Annotated in this window: 13 protein-coding genes and 1 tRNA gene; 1 reads left to right on the top strand and 13 read right to left on the bottom strand. The window is 72.7% G+C overall.

Going from position 1 to position 18,118, the window contains the following annotated elements; translation table 11 throughout:
- Positions 1-35: 35 nt before the first annotated feature.
- From prfA to ABZW10_RS28670, 10 genes are all read right to left on the bottom strand, one after another.
- Entirely contained in the window at positions 36-1,112 is a 1,077-nt protein-coding gene (gene prfA / locus ABZW10_RS28715; RefSeq protein ID WP_355371306.1) for a peptide chain release factor 1, read from the bottom strand.
- 135 nt (positions 1,113-1,247) lie between these two features.
- Complete coding sequence (rpmE, locus tag ABZW10_RS28710) at positions 1,248-1,469, bottom strand: 50S ribosomal protein L31 (protein WP_030057539.1); 222 nt, start codon at positions 1,467-1,469, stop codon at positions 1,248-1,250.
- 160 nt (positions 1,470-1,629) lie between these two features.
- Entirely contained in the window at positions 1,630-2,733 is a 1,104-nt protein-coding gene (locus tag ABZW10_RS28705; RefSeq protein ID WP_355371302.1) for an LCP family protein, read from the bottom strand.
- Positions 2,734-2,872: 139 nt separating this feature from the next.
- Positions 2,873-4,957: a transcription termination factor Rho gene (gene rho / locus ABZW10_RS28700; protein ID WP_355371299.1), complete on the bottom strand. Its 2,085-nt coding sequence runs from the start codon at positions 4,955-4,957 to the stop codon at positions 2,873-2,875.
- Between the two features lie 580 nt (positions 4,958-5,537).
- Positions 5,538-6,473 (bottom strand): homoserine kinase, encoded by a 936-nt coding sequence (thrB, locus tag ABZW10_RS28695; protein WP_355371297.1) that lies wholly within the window; start codon positions 6,471-6,473, stop codon positions 5,538-5,540.
- 357 nt (positions 6,474-6,830) lie between these two features.
- Positions 6,831-7,928 carry a threonine synthase gene (gene thrC / locus ABZW10_RS28690; RefSeq protein WP_355371295.1) on the bottom strand — a complete coding sequence of 366 codons (1,098 nt, stop codon included), beginning with the start codon at positions 7,926-7,928 and terminating at the stop codon, positions 6,831-6,833.
- A gap of 9 nt (positions 7,929-7,937) precedes the next feature.
- Entirely contained in the window at positions 7,938-9,230 is a 1,293-nt protein-coding gene (locus tag ABZW10_RS28685) for a homoserine dehydrogenase (RefSeq protein WP_355371293.1), read from the bottom strand.
- 136 nt (positions 9,231-9,366) lie between these two features.
- Entirely contained in the window at positions 9,367-10,761 is a 1,395-nt protein-coding gene (lysA, locus tag ABZW10_RS28680) for a diaminopimelate decarboxylase (RefSeq protein WP_355371291.1), read from the bottom strand.
- A gap of 87 nt (positions 10,762-10,848) precedes the next feature.
- A complete protein-coding gene (gene argS, locus ABZW10_RS28675; protein WP_355371288.1) occupies positions 10,849-12,510 on the bottom strand; it encodes an arginine--tRNA ligase in 1,662 nt (553 codons plus the stop codon).
- 73 nt (positions 12,511-12,583) lie between these two features.
- The gene (locus ABZW10_RS28670; protein WP_355371286.1) at positions 12,584-13,033 is read right to left on the bottom strand and encodes a response regulator; all 450 of its coding nucleotides are present in this window, start codon (positions 13,031-13,033) and stop codon (positions 12,584-12,586) included.
- Between the two features lie 158 nt (positions 13,034-13,191).
- On the opposite strand from ABZW10_RS28670, the gene ABZW10_RS28665 reads away from it, so the two are divergent.
- Positions 13,192-13,263: transfer RNA gene (locus ABZW10_RS28665), tRNA-Arg, on the top strand.
- Positions 13,264-13,331: 68 nt separating this feature from the next.
- Here the strand turns inward: ABZW10_RS28665 and ABZW10_RS28660 are convergent.
- The 3 genes from ABZW10_RS28660 to ABZW10_RS28650 all read right to left on the bottom strand — a co-directional run bounded on the left by ABZW10_RS28660 (position 13,332) and on the right by ABZW10_RS28650 (position 18,068).
- A complete protein-coding gene (locus ABZW10_RS28660; protein WP_355371283.1) occupies positions 13,332-14,303 on the bottom strand; it encodes a serine protease in 972 nt (323 codons plus the stop codon).
- 177 nt (positions 14,304-14,480) lie between these two features.
- The gene (locus ABZW10_RS28655) at positions 14,481-16,157 is read right to left on the bottom strand and encodes an MFS transporter (RefSeq protein WP_355371280.1); all 1,677 of its coding nucleotides are present in this window, start codon (positions 16,155-16,157) and stop codon (positions 14,481-14,483) included.
- Between the two features lie 186 nt (positions 16,158-16,343).
- Entirely contained in the window at positions 16,344-18,068 is a 1,725-nt protein-coding gene (locus tag ABZW10_RS28650; protein WP_355371278.1) for a DUF885 domain-containing protein, read from the bottom strand.
- Positions 18,069-18,118 lie beyond the last annotated feature (50 nt).

Genomic DNA, 18,118 nt, shown 5'->3' with positions numbered 1-18,118 from the left:
CTCCGGCCTCGACGTCGGGCTCGCTGCCGCCGGTGTCAGTTCTGTTGGGCCGCGGCGAGCTTGGCCGCGGCGTCCGCGTCGACGCAGGACTGGATGACGGGGTTCAGCTCGCCGTCCAGCACCTGGTCCAGGTTGTAGGACTTGAAACCCGTACGGTGGTCCGAGATGCGGTTCTCCGGGTAGTTGTACGTCCGGATCCGCTCGGAGCGGTCCACCGTGCGGACCTGGCTGCGGCGCGCGTCCGAGGCCTCCCGCTCGGCCTCCTCCTGCGCGGCGGCCAGCAGCCGCGAACGCAGGATGCGCATCGCCTGCTCCTTGTTCTGCAGCTGGCTCTTCTCGTTCTGGCAGGACGCCACGATACCGGTCGGCAGGTGGGTGATCCGGACCGCGGAGTCGGTGGTGTTGACCGACTGGCCGCCGGGGCCGGAGGAGCGGTACACGTCGATCCGCAGGTCGTTGGCGAGGATCTCGACCTCGACCTCCTCGGCCTCGGGGGTGACCAGCACGCCCGCCGCGGAGGTGTGGATGCGGCCCTGCGACTCGGTGGCGGGCACGCGCTGCACGCGGTGCACGCCGCCCTCGTACTTGAGCCGGGCCCAGACGCCCTGGCCGGGCTCCGCGTTGCCCTTGGTCTTCACGGCGACCGAGACGTCCTTGTACCCGCCGAGGTCGGACTCGTTGGAGTCGATGATCTCGGTCTTCCAGCCGATCCGCTCGGCGAAGCGCAGGTACATCCGGAGCAGGTCGCCGGCGAACAGCGCGGACTCCTCGCCGCCCTCGCCCGCCTTGATCTCCAGGATGACGTCCTTGTCGTCGCTCGGGTCGCGCGGGACGAGCAGCAGCCGCAGTTCCTCGGTCAGCTCCTCGCGGCGGGCCTCGCCGTCCTTCACCTCGGAGAGGAACTCCGGGTCCTCGGCGGCGAGTTCGCGGGCGGCCTCGATGTCGTCACCGGCCTGCCGCCACTGCCGGTAGACCCGGGTGATGGGGGTCAGCTCGGCGTACCGCTTGGCCAGCTTGCGGGCGTTGGCCTGGTCGGCGTGGACGGACGGGTCGGCCAGCCTCGCTTCGAGGTCGGCGTGCTCGACGAGGAGCTCTTCGACTGCCTCGAACATGGGGTGGCCTTCTTCCCGGGGATCGTCGTGCAAGGGGGTGGGTACGCGGAGGTGCGGGGGGACGCGAACGGCGCCGGTCCCCAGCGCCCCCGGAAACGAGTTCGGGGGCACCGGGAGACCGGCGCCGAGGGAGCGCTAGGCCTTCGCGCTGTGCTGCTTGCCGAAGCGGGCCTCGAAGCGGGCCACGCGGCCACCGGTGTCGAGGATCTTCTGCTTGCCGGTGTAGAACGGGTGGCACTGCGAGCAGACCTCGGCGCGGATCTCGCCACTGGTCTCGGTCGAGCGGGTGGTGAACTCGGCACCGCAGGTGCAGGTCACGCGGGTGACCACGTACTCGGGGTGAACGTTGGGCTTCAAGGGGTTCTCCTAGTGTTCGGGAGGGCACCGGGTCGGCGGCTGGAATGCCGCACGTGAACCGGGACCGACGGTCCAGTCTGCCAGGACCGGCCGCTTCTTCCCAAACCGGGGGGCGCCGCGGGATATTCCGGGCCCCTCGGGAGCGCCCGGAACAGCGCGTTCAGGGGCGCTTGGCGGGCGCCTTCGCCGGGGCCGTGGCGGGCGCGGTGGGCGTGACCTGGGCGGGGTTCTGCGGCTGGGCGGCGACCACCGCCTGCGGCACCGGCGCATCGGCCTTGAGGGCCGCCCAGAGCTGGTCCGCCTGCGGCTGCTGCTGGACCACCCGGTCCCGGTCGGTCGGGGCGGGCTCCACCGGCAGGGTGACCATGGAGAGCTGGTCCGGGCCGATCCCCTTGAGCTCCTGGGCCAGTGCGACCAGCGAGTTGACCGAGGCGAGCGCGGAGTCGGTGGTGATCGAGCGGGTCAGGGTGTCGCCGACGGACCAGAGCTTGACCGGGTTGGTCAGCAGTCCGATCCCGCCGGCCTGCTGGAGCAGCGAGCGGACCATCTGCTTCTGCAGTTCGATCCGGCCGAGGTCGCTGCCGTCGCCCACCCCGTGCCGGGTGCGGACGAAGGCGAGCGCCTGCTGGCCGTCCAGGTGGTGCTCACCGGCCGGCAGGTCCAGGCCGCTGTCCTTGTCGTGGATGGCCACCGTGGTGGTCACGGTGGCCCCGCCTATCGCGTCCACCAGCCGGGCGAAACCGGCGAAGTCCACCTCGACGTAGTGGTCCATCCGCAGCCCGCTGAGCTGTTCCGCGGTCTTCACCGCGCAGGCCGCCCCGCCGCTCTCGTAGGCGCTGTTGAACATCGCGCGCTTGGCGGCCGGCACCGCCTTGCCCTTGGCGTCGGTGCACTCGGGGCGCGGGACGAGGGTGTCGCGCGGGATGGACACCACGTCGGCGCGGGAGTGGTCCTGGTTGACGTGCAGCACCATCGCGGTGTCCGAGCGGGCGGTGCCGCCGGTGTCGCCGCCGGCGAGGTCGGCGTTGCCGCCGGAGCGCGAGTCGGAGCCGAGCACCAGCACGTTGAAGGAGCCGTCGACGGCGGCGGCCGGGCGGGCGGTGCCGAGCCGAGCGTCGATGTCGACGCTCTTGAGGTTGCCGTCCAGCCGCAGGTACGCGTACCCGGCGGCCCCGGCGCCGAGGACGGTGAGCGCGGCGACGGCGCACGCGACCGCGCGCAGCAGCTTGCGACGGCGGCTCGGGACCCTCTTGTGTTCGGCCATACGGCCCAGAGTAAATCGGACAAGATGCTAAAAAGGGCCCAAGATGTCGCGAGTCTGGAACAAACCGGACCGGAACGGCAGCGGGCCCCGGACCGCTCGCGCGGTCCGGGGCCCGGGTGCTTCGACGCGTCCTGCCGCGTCAGTCGCCCGACCCGGGGGTCGTCTTGGCGATCTGCATCAGGAACTCGGCGTTGCTCTTGGTCTGCTTCATCTTGTCCAGCAGCAGCTCGATCGCCTGCTGCGAGTCGAGCGCGTGCAGCACCCGGCGCAGCTTCCAGACGATGGCGAGCTCCTCGCCGCCGAGCAGGATCTCCTCCTTGCGGGTGCTGGAGGCGTCCACGTCCACGGCCGGGAAGATGCGCTTGTCCGAGAGCTTCCGGTCGAGCTTGAGCTCCATGTTGCCGGTGCCCTTGAACTCCTCGAAGATCACCTCGTCCATCCGCGAGCCGGTCTCGACCAGCGCGGTGGCCAGGATGGTCAGCGAGCCGCCGTTCTCGATGTTGCGCGCGGCACCGAAGAACTTCTTCGGCGGGTAGAGCGCGGTCGAGTCGACACCACCGGACAGGATGCGGCCGGAGGCCGGCGCCGCCAGGTTGTAGGCACGGCCCAGACGGGTGATCGAGTCCAGCAGGATCACCACGTCGTGGCCCAGCTCCACCAGGCGCTTGGCGCGCTCGATGGCCAGCTCGGCGACGGTGGTGTGGTCCTCCGCCGGGCGGTCGAAGGTCGAGGAGATGACCTCGCCCTTCACCGACCGCTGCATGTCGGTGACCTCTTCCGGACGCTCGTCGACCAGGACGACCATCAGGTGGCACTCGGGGTTGTTGTGGGTGATCGCGTTGGCGACCGCCTGCAGCACCATCGTCTTGCCGGTCTTCGGCGGCGCGACGATCAGACCGCGCTGGCCCTTGCCGATCGGCGACACCAGGTCGATGATCCGGGTGGTCAGCACGCCCGGGTCGGTCTCCAGGCGCAGCCGCTCCTGCGGGTAGAGCGGGGTCAGCTTGTTGAACTCGGGGCGGCCGCGGCCGCTCTCCGGGTCCATGCCGTTGACGGAGTCCAGCCGCACCATGGCGTTGAACTTCTCGCGGCGCTCGCCCTCGCGCGGCTGGCGCACCGCACCGGTGATGGCGTCGCCCTTGCGCAGGCCGTTCTTGCGGACCTGGGCGAGCGAGACGTAGACGTCGTTCTGGCCCGGCAGGTAGCCGGAGGTGCGCACGAACGCGTAGTTGTCGAGGATGTCGAGGATGCCCGCGACCGGGATCAGGACGTCGTCCTCGCCGATCTGCGGCTCGGTGCCGGTGGTCTCGAAGCCCTCGCGGCGGCCGCGGCCACGGCGGTCGCGGTAGCGGCCACGACGGCCGCGGCGGCCGTCGCCGTACTCGTCGTCGTCGAAGCCGGCCTGCTGCTGCGCCTGCGGCTGCTGGGCCTGCTGGCCGCCCTGACGGCCCTGGCCCTGCTGGCCCTCGCCCTGCGCGCCCTGCTGCTGGGTCTGGCGCTCGGCGCGGTCACGGCGGTTGCGGCGGTCGCGGCGCGACTCGCGCCCCTCGCCGTCCTGGCCGGCCTGGGCCTCGGCGGCCTCCTGGCGGCCCTCGCGCTCGCCGCCCTCGCGGCGGTCGCGGCGCTCCCGGCGGTCGCGGCGGGTCTCGCGACCCTCCTCGCGGCCCTCGAAGGCGCGGGCGCCCTCGGTGCGGGTCTCGGCCGGCTTGGCCTCGGTCACCACGGCGGCGGGCGCCTCGGCGGCGGTCTCGGCGACCGGGGCGCCGGCGGCCGAGGTGGCCCGACGGCGGGTGCGCTCGGTGCGGGCCGGCGCGGCGGTCTCGGCGGCGGCCTGGACCGGGATCTCGATCTGGGCCTGCGCCTCGGCGGCGGAGGCCTCGGCCCGGGCGGCGGCGGCCTTGCTGGTCCGGCGGGCCGGCTTCTCGGCCGGCTCGGCGGTCTCGGTCTTGGCGGCGCGCTTGGCAGCCGGAGCGGCGGTGGCGCCGGCGAGCAGCGGGTCGCCGCCGCTCTTCTCCTTGATGGTCTCGATCAGCTGGCTCTTGCGCATGCGCCCGGTACCGGTGATGCCCAGGTCCGCGGCGAGCTTCTGCAGCTCGGCCAGGACCATGCCGTCCAGGCCCGCGGCGGCGGTACGACGGCGCCGCGCCGGGGCCGCGGGGGCGGCGGCGGCGTCCGACGCCTCGGCGTCCGGGCGCGCGCCCATCAGATCGGTGGTGTCGCTCACTAAGGGTCCTTCCCTGGAGCGGACGTCGGCCTGTCTGGCTCGGCGACCGGTTGTGCTGTCCTGACCAACGCTCGACTGCGTCGGTCCGAGGCGGTGATCCCCCGAATGGCGCTGGGTGCCGTTCGGGAGAGAGCTGCGAGGTGCGGTGCTTGAAGCACGGTGGTGCTGAGTGGCGTGGTGGGACGGTCGAGTGTCGACCCTCCCCCGGCCGCCGGCCGGGAGGTGCCCCCACGCTGCCTGCGAATCCCGGGCCCCCGTCGCGTGACGGTGACCCGCGCTCCGCCCGTCCTGGCCTCGAGGTGGGAGGCCGCGGGTGGGAGTCAGGTGCCGTCACGGCTTCGGGATGCGGCCGCAAGTCGCGCAGGCAGGCTGCGTACGCGCTGCGGTGGGCTCCCGGAGAATCGTCGCCCCGTGCATCGCCGGGACTCCGCTGGTGCGGAGTGCTGGGATCGGGACGCGGCGCACCGAGCCCCGGAGGGCACCTGGTGCAGCAATGAGGTTAACACTACCGACCCCCTCAGACATTCCCCAGCCTTGCGCTTGCCAATCGTGTCCGGACGGTCCGGCCCGGACGGCGTGCTCAGACGCCGAGCGGGAGCACCGCGGCGCCGGTCCGGTCGAGTTCGAGCCGGTGCGCGGCGAACGCCGGGCCGTCGGCGCCGTGGCCGTCGGCGAAGCCCAGGACCTTCTGCACGCCCGCCTCGTCGGTGAGCGCGAGCACGGTCGGGCCTGCGCCGGAGATCACCGCGGGCACGCCCTCGGCGCGCAGCGCGGCCACCAGCGCGGCGCTGTCCGGCATCGCGGAGGACCGGTAGTCCTGGTGGATCCGGTCCTCGGTGGCGGTCAGCAGCAGGTCCGGCCGCCGGGTCAGCGCCTCGACCAGCAGCGCGGACCGGCCGGCGTTGGCGGCGGCGTCGGCCAGCGGGACGGTCTTCGGCAGCAGGCCGCGGGCGGTCTCGGTGAGCACCTCGGTGCCCGGCACGAACACCACCGGGACGACCTCGGCGGACGGCGCCAGGGCGATCGCCCTGGCGGCGTCCTCCTCGGTCCACGCCACGGTGAAGTTGCCGCGCAGGCAGGCCGCCACGTTGTCCGGGTGGCCCTCCAGCTCGGAGGCGAGCGCCAGCAGCGCGTCGTCGTCCAGGGCGGACGGGCCGCCGATGGTGACGGCGCGGGCGGCGACGATGCCGGCGCAGATGGCGGCGGACGAGGAGCCCAGGCCGCGGCCGTGCGGTATCCGGTTGGCGCAGACCACTTCGAGGCCGCGCGGCTGGCCGCCGAGGCGGTCGAAGGCGGCGCGCATCGAGCGGACCAGCAGGTGGCGCTCGTCGCGCGGGAGCGTGTCGGCGCCCTCGCCGGCGATGTCGACGGAGAGCCCGGAGTCGGCGACCCGGACGACCACGTCGTCGTACAGACCCAGCGCGAGTCCGAAGGCGTCGAAACCCGGGCCGAGGTTGGCACTGGTCGCGGGAACCCGGACCCGGACGGCGGCGGCACGGAACGCAGGACCGGCCATGCGGTGGACTCTCCTGGGGAAATCGGGCGGCGCGAAGCGCGTCGGTGCGAGGGTGGGGAGCGGGCCTCGGGCCCCGGCCGGGGCGAACGGTCACAGTCGGTGGTGCGGCCCGTGAAGGAGCCGGACCCGGGGCATGTGCCACACGGCCGGACCCAGAGTATCGAAGAGAGGTTCCACAGCGGTACACCCCGTGGGCCTTCGATCTGGTGTGTTGCCGGTTCTGGCCGGAATGCATGCGGGAATCGGATCGGAATGCGCCGGTAAATTGACACAAAAGTGTCAGTCGAGAACGTAAACCGGGCCGACCCCCGAAAGGGTCGGCCCGGGTGGGGGCCTGGCCCCCGTGGCGGTGGGGGGCTAGTCGAGCAGGCCCAGACGCCGGGCGGCGGCCTCGGGGTCGACCGGGACGATCTGCGGCTGCGGCGCGCCGGCCACCGCCCAGTCCGGGTCCTTGAGGCCGTTGCCGGTCACGGTGCAGACGATCCGCTGGCCCGGGTCGACCAGGCCGGCCTCCGCCTTGGCCAGCAGTCCGGCCACCGAGGCGGCCGAGGCGGGCTCCACGAAGACGCCCTCCTGGGAGGCCAACAGCCGGTACGCGGAGAGGATCTGACGGTCGGTCACCTTGTCGATCAAGCCGCCCGACTCGTCCCGCGCGGCAAGCGCGTGGTCCCAGGAGGCCGGGTTGCCGATCCGGATCGCGGTGGCGATGGTCTGCGGCTGCAGCACCGGGGCGCCGTCGACGATCGGGGCCGAGCCGGAGGCCTGGAAGCCCCACATCCGCGGGGTGCGGGTGGCCAGGCCGTCCGCCGCATACTCGCGGTAGCCCTTCCAGTACGCGGTGATGTTGCCCGCGTTCCCGACCGGCAGCACGTGAATGTCCGGAGCGTCGCCGAGCATGTCGACGATCTCGAAGGCGGCGGTCTTCTGGCCCTCGATCCGGACCGGGTTCACCGAGTTGACCAGCGCCACCGGATACTTCTCGGACAGTTCACGCGCAAGGGTGAGGCAGTCGTCGAAGTTCCCGTCCACCTGGAGGATCTTCGCGCCGTGCACCAGCGCCTGGCCCATCTTGCCCAGGGCGATCTTGCCCTGCGGGACGAGCACCGCCGACACCATCCGCGCCCGCACCGCGTACGCGGCGGCGGAGGCCGAGGTGTTGCCGGTGGAGGCGCAGATGACGGCCTGGGCGCCGTCCTCCTTCGCCTTGGAGATGGCCATCGTCATGCCGCGGTCCTTGAAGGACCCGGTCGGGTTGGCACCCTCGACCTTGAGGTAGACCTCGCAGCCGGTGCGCTCGGAGAGCACCTGGGCGGGGACCAGCGGGGTGCCGCCCTCCAGCAGGGTGACCACCGGGGTGGCCGCGCTGACCGGCAGGCGGTCCCGGTACTCCTCGATCAGACCACGCCACTGGTGGGCGTGGGTGCCACGGGCGGCGTTCTCGGCAACGCTGCTCATCATCTGTTCCTATTCCCCTTCGACCCGCATGATGCTGGCCACGTCGCGCACGCTGTCGAGTGCGCGGAGCTTGTCCACCGTCGCCGACAGCGCGGCGTCGGTGGCGCGGTGGGTGACCACGACGAGCGAGGCGTCGCCGTCGCGGCCCTGCTGGCGCACGGTGTCGATGGAGACGCCGTGCTCGGCGAAGACGGAGGCGACCTGGGCGAGCACGCCCGCGCGGTCGTCGACGTCCAGGCTGACGTGGTAGCGGGTGACGACCTCGTCCATCGGCTTGGCCGGCAGCCGGGTGTACACCGAGTCGCCGGGGCCGGTGGCACCGGCGAGCTTGTTGCGGCACACCGCGACGAGGTCGCCGAGGACCGCGGAGGCGGTCGGCGCGCCGCCCGCGCCCGGGCCGTAGAACATCAGTCGGCCGGCCGCCTCGGCCTCCACGAACACCGCGTTGTACGCCTCGCGGACCGAGGCCAGCGGGTGCGACAGCGGGATCATCGCCGGGTGGACGCGCGCGGTGACCGACTCGCCGTCGGCGGCCCGCTCGCAGATCGCCAGCAGCTTCACCACACAGCCCATCGCCTTGGCGGAGGCGATGTCGGCGGCGGTCACCTCGGTGAGGCCCTCGCGGTAGACGTCCGCCGCGGTCACCTTGGTGTGGAAGGCGATGCCGGCCAGGATCGCGGCCTTGGCGGCGGCGTCGAAGCCCTCCACGTCGGCGGTCGGGTCGGCCTCGGCGTAACCGAGCGCGGTGGCCTCCTCCAGCGCCTCCGAGTACCCGGCGCCGGTGGTGTCCATCTTGTCGAGGATGAAGTTGGTGGTGCCGTTGACGATGCCCAGCACCCGGTTGACCCGGTCGCCGGCCAGCGACTCGCGCAGCGGGCGCAGCAGCGGGATCGCGCCGGCCACCGCGGCCTCGTAGTAGAGGTCCACCCCGGCCTCGGCGGCCGCCGCGTGCAGCTCGGTGCCGTCCTTGGCCAGCAGCGCCTTGTTGGCGCTGACCACCGAGGCGCCCTGCCGGAACGCCGACAGGATGAGGTGTTTGGACGGCTCGATGCCGCCCACGACCTCGATCACCACGTCGATGTCGCCCCGGTTGACCAGGGCCTCGGCGTCGGTGGTGAGCAGGTGCTCGGGCACCCCCGGGCGGGGACGGCCCGCCCGGCGGACCGCGATACCGGCGAGCTCGACCGGCGCGCCGATGCGCGCGGCGAGGTCGGCGGCGTCTGTCGTCATGATGCGCGCCACCTCGGAGCCCACCACACCACAGCCCAGCAACGCCACCTTCAGCGGCCGCGTACGCATCATCCGACTCCGCTCATTCATCGTGCTTCGGTCGTTCCGGCGGGATTTTCGGGGCCCCGCCGGACTTTCGGTTCCTACCAGTCTCCGGGACTTTCCGTACGGATCTACGGTCGTTCCATGATCTGAGACAAGGATTTCGTCATCCGATATCGAGACGCAGGAGATCCTCCTCCGTCTCGCGCCGGACGATCACCCGGGCCGCACCGTCCTGGACGGCGAGCACGGGGGGCTTGAGGGCGTGGTTGTAGTTGCTCGCCATGGAGCGGCAGTACGCGCCGGTGGCGGGCACCGCGACGAGGTCGCCGGGGGCGAGGTCGGCCGGCAGGAAGGCGTCCCGGACGACGATGTCGCCGGACTCGCAGTGCTTGCCGACCACCCGGACCAGCATCGGAGCGGCCTCGCTGGTGCGCGACACCAGGGCCACCGAGTACTCGGCGTCGTACAGCGCGGTGCGGATGTTGTCGGACATCCCGCCGTCCACGCTGACGTAGGTGCGCAGGCCCTCCAGCGGCTTGACGGTGCCGACCTCGTACAGGGTGAACGCGGTCGGGCCGACGATCGCCCGGCCCGGCTCCACGCTCAGCCGGGGGGCGGTGAGGTTCGCGGCGGCGCACTCGCGGCGCACGATCTCGGCCAGCGCGGCGGCGATCTCGGCCGGCTCGCGCGGGTCGTCCTCGCTGGTGTAGGCGATGCCCAGGCCGCCGCCGAGGTCGATCTCGGGCAGCTCGACGCCGTGCTCGTCGCGGATCGACGCCAGCAGGCCGACCACCCGGCGGGCGGCCACCTCGAAGCCGGCGGTGTCGAAGATCTGCGAGCCGATGTGCGAGTGGATGCCGCGCAGTTCCAGGCTCGCGCCGTGCGCCAGCACCCGGCGGACCGCCTCGGCGGCCGATCCCCCGGTCAGCGACAGGCCGAACTTCTGGTCCTCGTGCGCGGTGGCGATGAACTCGTGGGTGTGTGCCTCGACGCCGACGGTGACCCGGATCAGCACCGGCTGGCGCACGCCCTGGTGACCGGCGATGGCCGCCAGGCGCTCGATCTCCTCGTAGGAGTCGACCACGATGTGCCCGACCCCGGTCTTCACCGCGTGTTCGAGCTCGTCCACCGACTTGTTGTTGCCGTGCAGCGCGATCCGCTCCGGCGGCATCCCGGCGGCCAGCGCCACCGCCAGCTCGCCCGGGCTGCAGACGTCGAGGTTGAGGCCTTCCTCGTGCAGCCAGCGCACGACCGCCTTGGAGAGGAAGGCCTTGCCCGCGTAGAAGACGTCGGCGTCCGCACCGAACGCCTCGCGCCAGGCCCGCGCCCGGGCCCGGAAGTCGGCCTCGTCCATGACGTACGCCGGGGTGCCGAACTCGGCGGCCAGCCGCTTGACGTCGACGCCGCCGACGGTGACCACGCCCTCGGCGTCACGGGCGACGGTCCGGGACCAGACCTTGGGGTCGAGTGCGTTCAGGTCGCTCGGCGGCGCCTGGTAGTGGCCCTCGGGCAGCACGTCGCCGTGCCGGGGGCCTGCGGGGTGTGCGGAGCGAGACATGTCGTTGGTTTCCTCGACCTATGGCGAGGGGCGGCGACGGTCCCCGTTGACCGTCCGCCGCCCCCGCTGTGCACATGGGGGTGGTGCCTACATCCGCTCGGGCGCCGAGACGCCCAGCAGCGTCAGGCCGTTGGCGACGACCGTGCGTGTCGCGTCGGCGAGCCAGAGCCGGGCGCGCGTGAGGTCGGTGACCTCCTCGTCGCCCCGCGGCAGGATGCGGCAGTTGTCGTAGAAGCGGTGGTACTTGGCCGCGAGGTCCTCCAGGTACGTCGCGACGCGGTGCGGCTCGCGCAGCTCGCCGGCCGAGGCCAGCACGCGCGGGAACTCACCGAGGTGGCCGAGCAGGTCGGACTCCCACTCGGTGGCCAGCAGCTCCGGTTTGAAGTCCTCGGCCGCGCCGCGCGAGATGCCGTGCTCGTCGGCGTTGCGCTGGACCGCGCACATCCGCGAGTGGGCGTACTGGACGTAGTACACCCGGTTCTCGTTGGTCTGGCTGGTCAGGATGTTGATGTCGAGCGTGATGGTGGAGTCGGTGGAGGAGCGCGCCAGGGTGTAGCGGGCCGCGTCCACGCCGATCCACTCGACGACGTCGTCGATCGTGATGATGTTGCCGGCCCGCTTGGACATGCGGACCTCTTCGCCGTCGCGAAGCATCTTCACGAACTGGCCGATCTTCACCTCGATGTTGTGGTTCATGTCGTCGCCCGCGCAGGCCGCGATGGCCTTGAGGCGGTTGACGTAGCCGTGGTGGTCGGCGCCCAGCATGTAGAGCGCGACCTCGGTGCCGCGGTCCCGCTTGGACAGGTAGTAGGCGGCGTCGGCGGCGAAGTAGGTGGTGTCGCCGTCGGCCTTGACCAGGACGCGGTCCTTGTCGTCGCCGAAGTCGGTGGTGCGCAGCCAGACGGCGCCGTCCTGCTCGAAGACGTGGCCCTGCTCGCGCAGCCGCTCGATGGCCGTGCCGACGGCGCCCGAGTCGTGCAGCGACTTCTCCGAGAACCAGACGTCGAAGTGGGTGCCGAACTCGTCCATCGAGCGCTTGATCTCGGTGACCATGAGCTTCAGGCCCTCGGCGCGGAAGACCTGGAGCTGCTCGTCCTCGGACTTCTCCAACAGGCCCGGGACGGCCTCGGTGATCGCCTTGGCGATGTCGACGATGTACTCGCCGACGTAGCCGCCCTCCGGTACCTCGCGGCCGTTCGCGGCGGCCTGCAGCGAGCCGGCGAACTTGCTGATCTGCACGCCGGCGTCGTTGAGGTAGTACTCGGTGGTGACGTCGGCGCCGCAGGCCCGCAGCACGCGCGCCAGCGAGTCGCCGACGGCCGCCCAGCGCACGCCGCCGATGTGGATCGGGCCGGTCGGGTTGGCGGAGACGAACTCCAGGTTGATCTTCAGACCGGCGAGGTCCCCGTTGCGGCCGTAGGCCTCGCCCGCCTCGACGATGGTGCGCGCCAGCGCGCCCGCGGTGGCGGTGTCCAGGGTGATGTTCAGGAAGCCCGGGCCGGCGATGTCGACCTTGGCGACGCCGGTGATCCCTCGCAGGCGGTCGGCCAGCACCTCGGCAACGGCTCGCGGCGGCCGGCCGGCCGACTTCGCGAGCTGGAGGGCCACGTTGGTCGCGTAGTCGCCGTGGTCCCTGTTCTTGGGCCGCTCGACCGTCACGTGCTCGGGCACGGCGACGGCCAGCTCGCCCGCCTCGACGGCGGCGCTCACTGCGGCCTGGACTGCCTGGGAAAGCTCTGCGGGGGTCACGACGCCAAGCGTAGGCGAGAGGGGGAGTGCGCCCGCCACTCGGTTTACCGGTTGAGACGTCCGGCCCCGGCGCTCAGCCCCGATCGCTCGGATCTGTTCGCTGAGGGCGAAACCCGTCCAGCGCCTCGTCGGCCGTCGTGTCCCCGCGGCCGAGCTCGACCAGTCGGCGCACCAGCGCCACCAGGTCCGCCGGGTCGAAGGGCTTGCCCAGGTAGCCGTCCACCCCGACCGACTCCCCCAGGTCCAGATCGGCCGGGGTGCAGGCGCTCACGATCGCGATCGGCAGCAGCCTGGTCCCCGGCGCCGCCCGCAGCCGGGCCGCCGTCCGCAGGCCGTCCAGTCGCGGCATCATCACGTCCAGCGTCACCACGTCGGGCTTCACCCGGCGGACCACCTCCAGGCACTCGGCGCCGTCGGCGGCGGTCACCACCTCGAAGCCCTCGAGCTCCAGGTTGACCCTGATCAGCTGGCGGATCACCTCGCTGTCGTCCACCACGAGGACCCGCCCGGACACTCCCGACACCTCACCGAGGGTATCGGCGGCCCCGCCGCCCCGTCCGGCCTTTCCGCACTTCCGCCGGACCGCCCGCCCGGCCCCCGCGCGAAACCCGTGCACGGAGCACGCTCCGGGCCTGGTAGTGTTCTCCACGTCGAAGCGAACGCGACGACAACACCGAGCAAGCCCCCGTAGCTCAGGGGATAGAGCACCGCCCTCCGGAGGCGGGTGCGTAGGTTCGAATCCTACCGGGGGCACTTCGCGAGAAGTGCCGAAGAGGCCCAGGCCAGTGGCGAGTTGCCACCGGACTGGGCCTGATTCGTTTTCAGGAGGACGCGGCGGCCACGGCCTCGGCGTAGAGCGTCGCGACGGTGTGGTCGAAGTAGGCGCCGTAGGAGGTGTCGTCGGTGTCGCCGCCCTGCTGGTAACCGCCGATGACACCGACCACATGGCCGGTGGCGGTGGAGATCCAGGGCCCCCCGCTGGTACCGCCCGGGTAGTCGGGACAGTCGACGACACGCTGGAAGGCGCTCTGCCGGCCGGTGGTGTTGGTGCACAGCAGGGGCTGCTCGCCGGTGGCGGGGTAGCCGTAGAGACGGACGTCGGCGCCGAACGGCTCGTCGGTGCCGAGCGTGTTGCCGCCGACCACGTCCTCGATCCGGCGGCCGGCGGCGTCGGGGGCGGTCTCCAGGACGGCGAAGTCCTCGTCCTGGTCGCCGCCGTGGGACCAGCCGGTGGTGGTGTGCACGGCGGTGACCCGCCAGGTGCCGTACGGGGCGCGGCCGTCCCGGTAGCCGGGGGCGAAGGTGACGCCGCTCGGGTCGTCGACGCAGTGGGCGGCGGTGAGCAGCAGGTTGCCGGTGGCGCTGTGCAGCACGCTGGCGGTGCAGAAGTGGTCGCCGGCGTGCACGGCGCCGCTGAACAGGGCTCCGACGGTGGCCGCCTCGGGGGTGGCCCCGGCGGTGTCGGTGGTGCCCGGCGGGTTGCTCGGCGTCGGGGTCACGGTGGGGGTCGCGGTGGGGGTCGGGGTGGGGGTCACGGTGACGGTGGGGGCGGGGGTCGGGGTGACGGTGGGCATCGCCACCGGAGCCACCGGAGCCGTCCGGGTCGTCGGAGCCGTCGGAGCCGTCGGGGTGGTGGCCGCCGCGGTCTCCGGGGAGGCCACGGCGGTGGACCGGGGGGTCACGCTGTGGGTGCCGACGACGGCGGCCGCCAGGGTGAGCGCGGAGAGCGTCGCCGCGCCCAGGGTCGGGGCCAGGAGACGTCGTCGGGAGGTGCGGCGGCGGTGCTGGCCCATGCGTGGTCGACTCCTGCCTGGTCGGCGGCGGTACGGGAACCGACTATGGCGCCCTGAGCTGGGAGGGTCGTGATGCGCCGCTGGGAACGCGATGAGAATTCAGCCGGTCGACGGCGCGGCGCAGTGCGGCGGCCGGCGTGTCCGCCGGTTGCGGAGGCGCCGACCGCCGAGCAGGTCTCATCGGGCCCGCTGTCGCTGGTGGGCCGGGGACTGCGCCGGGGACTGCGGCGCCCGCGCGCCGGCTTCGGCCTCCGCCGGACCGCCGGCCGCCCCGACCGCCCCCGCCGTCCCGGTGGCCCCCGCGACCTCGGTGGCCCCGGTGACCTCGGTGGCCCCGGTGACCTCGGCGGCCCCGGTCGTTCCGGCGGCCTCGCCGGTTCCGGTGGCCTCCCCCGGCGCCGGCCGGTGGTTGATCATCAGGAACGCGATCAGTGCGGCGACCAGCAGGATGCCCATCGCCACCCAGGTCGCCACCACGTAGCCGTGCACGGAGCCCTCGGCCCGGACTGCGGGGTTCGCGGCGCCGAGGCCCCGGGCGGCCAGCCAGCTCGCGGTGGCGCTGGCCGCGATGGTGTTCAGCAGGGCCGTGCCGAAGGAGCCGCCGACCTGCTGGGCCGAGTTGATGGTGGCCGAGGCCGCGCCCGCCTCGTGCGGGGCGACGCCCAGGGTGGCCAGGCTCATCGAGGGCATGAAAACCAGGCCCATGCCGAAGCCCAGCAGCAGCTCGGCCGGCAGCACCATGCCGGCCCAGGGGCTGTCCACCCGCATCTGGGTCAGCCAGGCCATGCCGGAGGCGGCCAGCAGCAGCCCGGGGCCGATCAGGTTGCGGGACGGCACCCGGGTCATCAGCCGGGCCGCGAAGCCGGTCGAGCTGATGACGATGGCGGCGGTCATCGGCAGGAAGGAGACGCCGGACATCACCGGCGAGAAGTGCTTGATCACCTGGAGGTAGTAGGTCAGGAACAGGAACAGGCCGAACATCCCGATCATCGCCAGGCCGATCGAGAGGGCGCCGCCGCCCCGGTTCCGGTTGGCGACGATGTGCGTCGGCAGCAGTGCGTGCGGCGTCCGCTTCTCGACCAGCACGAACACCGCCAGCAGCAGCACGCCGAACACCAGCGAGCCGAGCACCAGGGCGTCGGCCCAGCCCCGGGTGACCGCCTCGGACATGCCGAACACGATGGCCAGCAGACCGCCGCAGCCGAGCAGCGCGCCGGGCAGGTCGAGCCTGATCCGGGTGCCCTTGCCGATGTGGTCGCGGGTGAGCACCGAGTACGCGGCAAAAGCGGCCGCCACCGCGATCGGGGTGTTCACGAACAGGCACCAGCGCCAGTTCAGGTACTCGGTGAGCACACCGCCGAGCAGCAGGCCGATCGCGGCGCCGCCGCCGGCGATCGCGCCGAAGATGCCGAAGGCCGTGCTCCGCTCCCTGGGATCGGAGAAGGTCGTGGAGAGCAGCCCCAGTGCGGAGGGGGCGAGCAGCGCGCCGAAGGCGCCCTGCAGGGCGCGCGCCGCGAAGAGCATGGTCGGGCCGCTCGCGCTGCCGCCGATCGCGGAGGCGAGGGCGAAGCCGAGCAGGCCGATGATGAAGACGCGCTTGCGGCCGAAGAGGTCCCCGAGCCTGCCGCCGAGCAGCAGCAGACCGCCGAAGGCCAGCGTGTAGGCGGTGATCACCCATTGCCGGTCGGCGTCCGAGATGCCCAGGTCCTTCTGGGCCGACGGAAGGGCGATGTTCACGATGGTGATGTCCAGCACGATCATCAGCTGGGCGATGGCGATGACCGCCAAGGCCCACCAGCGGCGGGAGTCCGCCGCCGTTCCGTGACCGGTGGTGGCTTGGGCTTGGGCAGACACTGGGGGAGCCTTTCCGGAGGGGTACGGAGAGGTCACGCAGTCGCCTTCCAGCCAAACGCGCGGGGCGTCGAATGGCAAGGAAAAACCTGGACAAATCAATGGAACCGGGACCAAATGACCAGAGGCCCCGGGACCACGGTCCGGGGCCCCCGGGACCGGTCCGTCCCGGGGGCCCCGCCGTCGCGACTAGAGCGCCGAGAGCTCCGCGACCAGGTCGTCCAGGCCCAGCGAGCCCTGCGACAGGGCCGCCATGTGCCAGGCCTTGAGGTCGAACACCTCGCCGCGCGCCTCGTGCGCGGCCCGGGCCGCCGCCCGGCCGCGCAGCCAGGCCCGCTCGCCCAGCTTGTAGCCGATCGCCTGCCCGGGCAGGCCCAGGTAGCGGACCAGCTCGCTGTCCAGGAAGTCGGCGGACAGCCCGCAGTACAGGCCGAAGAACTCCCGCGCGGCGTCCGGCGTGACCGGCTCCCCCGCGCGGTACGGCGAGTCCGCCGGGAACTCCAGGCCGGCGTGCATGCCGATGTCCACGATCACCCGCAGCGCCCGCATCATCTGCGCGTTGAGGTAGCCCAGCCGGTGGCCGGGGTCGGTGAGGTAGCCGAGCTCGTCCATCAGGCGCTCGGCGTACAGCGCCCAGCCCTCCAGGTTGGCGCTCACCCCGCCGAGGCTCACCTGGTAGGTGGAGAGCCGGTCGGCGACGTAGTTCCACTGCGCGATCTGCAGGTGGTGGCCGGGGACGCCCTCGTGGTACCAGGTCGAGACCAGGTCCCACTCGGGGAACCGCTCACGGCCCAGGACCGGCAGCCAGGTCCGGCCGGGGCGGCTGAAGTCCAGCGACGGGGCGGTGTAGTACGGCGCGGCGGCGCTGCCGGCCGGGGCGATCCGCGACTCGACCCGGGTGATCGGCTCGGCCAGGTCGAAGTGGGTGCCCTGGAGGTCGGCGATCGCCGAGTCCATCAGGCCCTGGAGGAACTCACGGGCGGCCTCGACGCCGACCCGCGCGGGGCCGTCGGTCTCCAGCCACTTCATCGCCTCCATCGGTTCGGCGCCGGGCCGCACCTTCCCGGCCTCGGTGCGCATCTGGGCGAGCAGGTCGTGGAACTCCTGCCAGGCCCAGGCGTAGGCCTCGTCGAGGTCGAGGTCGGCGCCGGTCCAGTAGCGCACCCAGCGGCCGTAGCGCTCGCGGCCGGCGGTGTCGGGGGCGTCGGCGGCGGCCGGCCCGTAGACGTCGCGCAGCCAGTCGCGCAGGGCGGCGAGCGCCTCGGCGGCGGCCACCGCGTGCCCGGCCAGTTCCCCGCGCAGCGCCTCGGGGGCCTCCTGGACCAGTTCGCCGAACCAGCCGCCCGGGACCTCCCCGGCGAGCCATTCGCCGAGCTGGCCGGTCACCGTGGTGACCTGGCGGGGTCCGGAGAGCAGGCCGCGCTCGATGCCCTCGGTGAGGGTGGCGCGGTACTCGGTGAGCGCCTGGGGCACCCGGGCCAGGCGGCGGCCGAGGATCCGCCACTGCTCCTCGGTGTCGGTGGGCATCAGGGTGAAGACGTCGCGGACCAGGTGTACCGGGGAGCCCAGGTTCTGGACGGCCCGGTAGCGCTCGCCGGCGTCGTGGACGGCGAGTTCGGCGTCGAGCCGCTCGCGCAGCAGGCGGGCGCAGCGACGCTCGGCCTCGTCCCGGGGGGAACCGGCCGCCTCGGCCGCGTCGAGCGCCGCCTCGGCCTCGTCGAGCCGGGCCAGGGTGGCGCGGCCGAGGTCCGCGATCGCCTCGGCGCCGGCCGGCGAGAGGTCGGGAAGACGGTCGTCCTCGGGGTTCAGGCCCAGGTACACCGCGGTCAGCGGGTCGAGCTCGGCGAGGTCCCGCACATAGGCGTCGGCGACACTGCGGGGTGTGGTGCCGTCGGAGCTGATCAGTTCAACCATCCGGACATCATTTCGTGACCCGCGCCGTTTGCAAGCCCCTTCTCCCTGGC

Origin of the sequence: Kitasatospora sp. NPDC004723, assembly GCF_040609255.1 — a bacterium.
GTDB lineage: Bacteria > Actinomycetota > Actinomycetes > Streptomycetales > Streptomycetaceae > Kitasatospora.
Note: the sequence above shows the minus strand (reverse complement) of the source record. Positions and strands in the feature narration are given on the sequence as shown.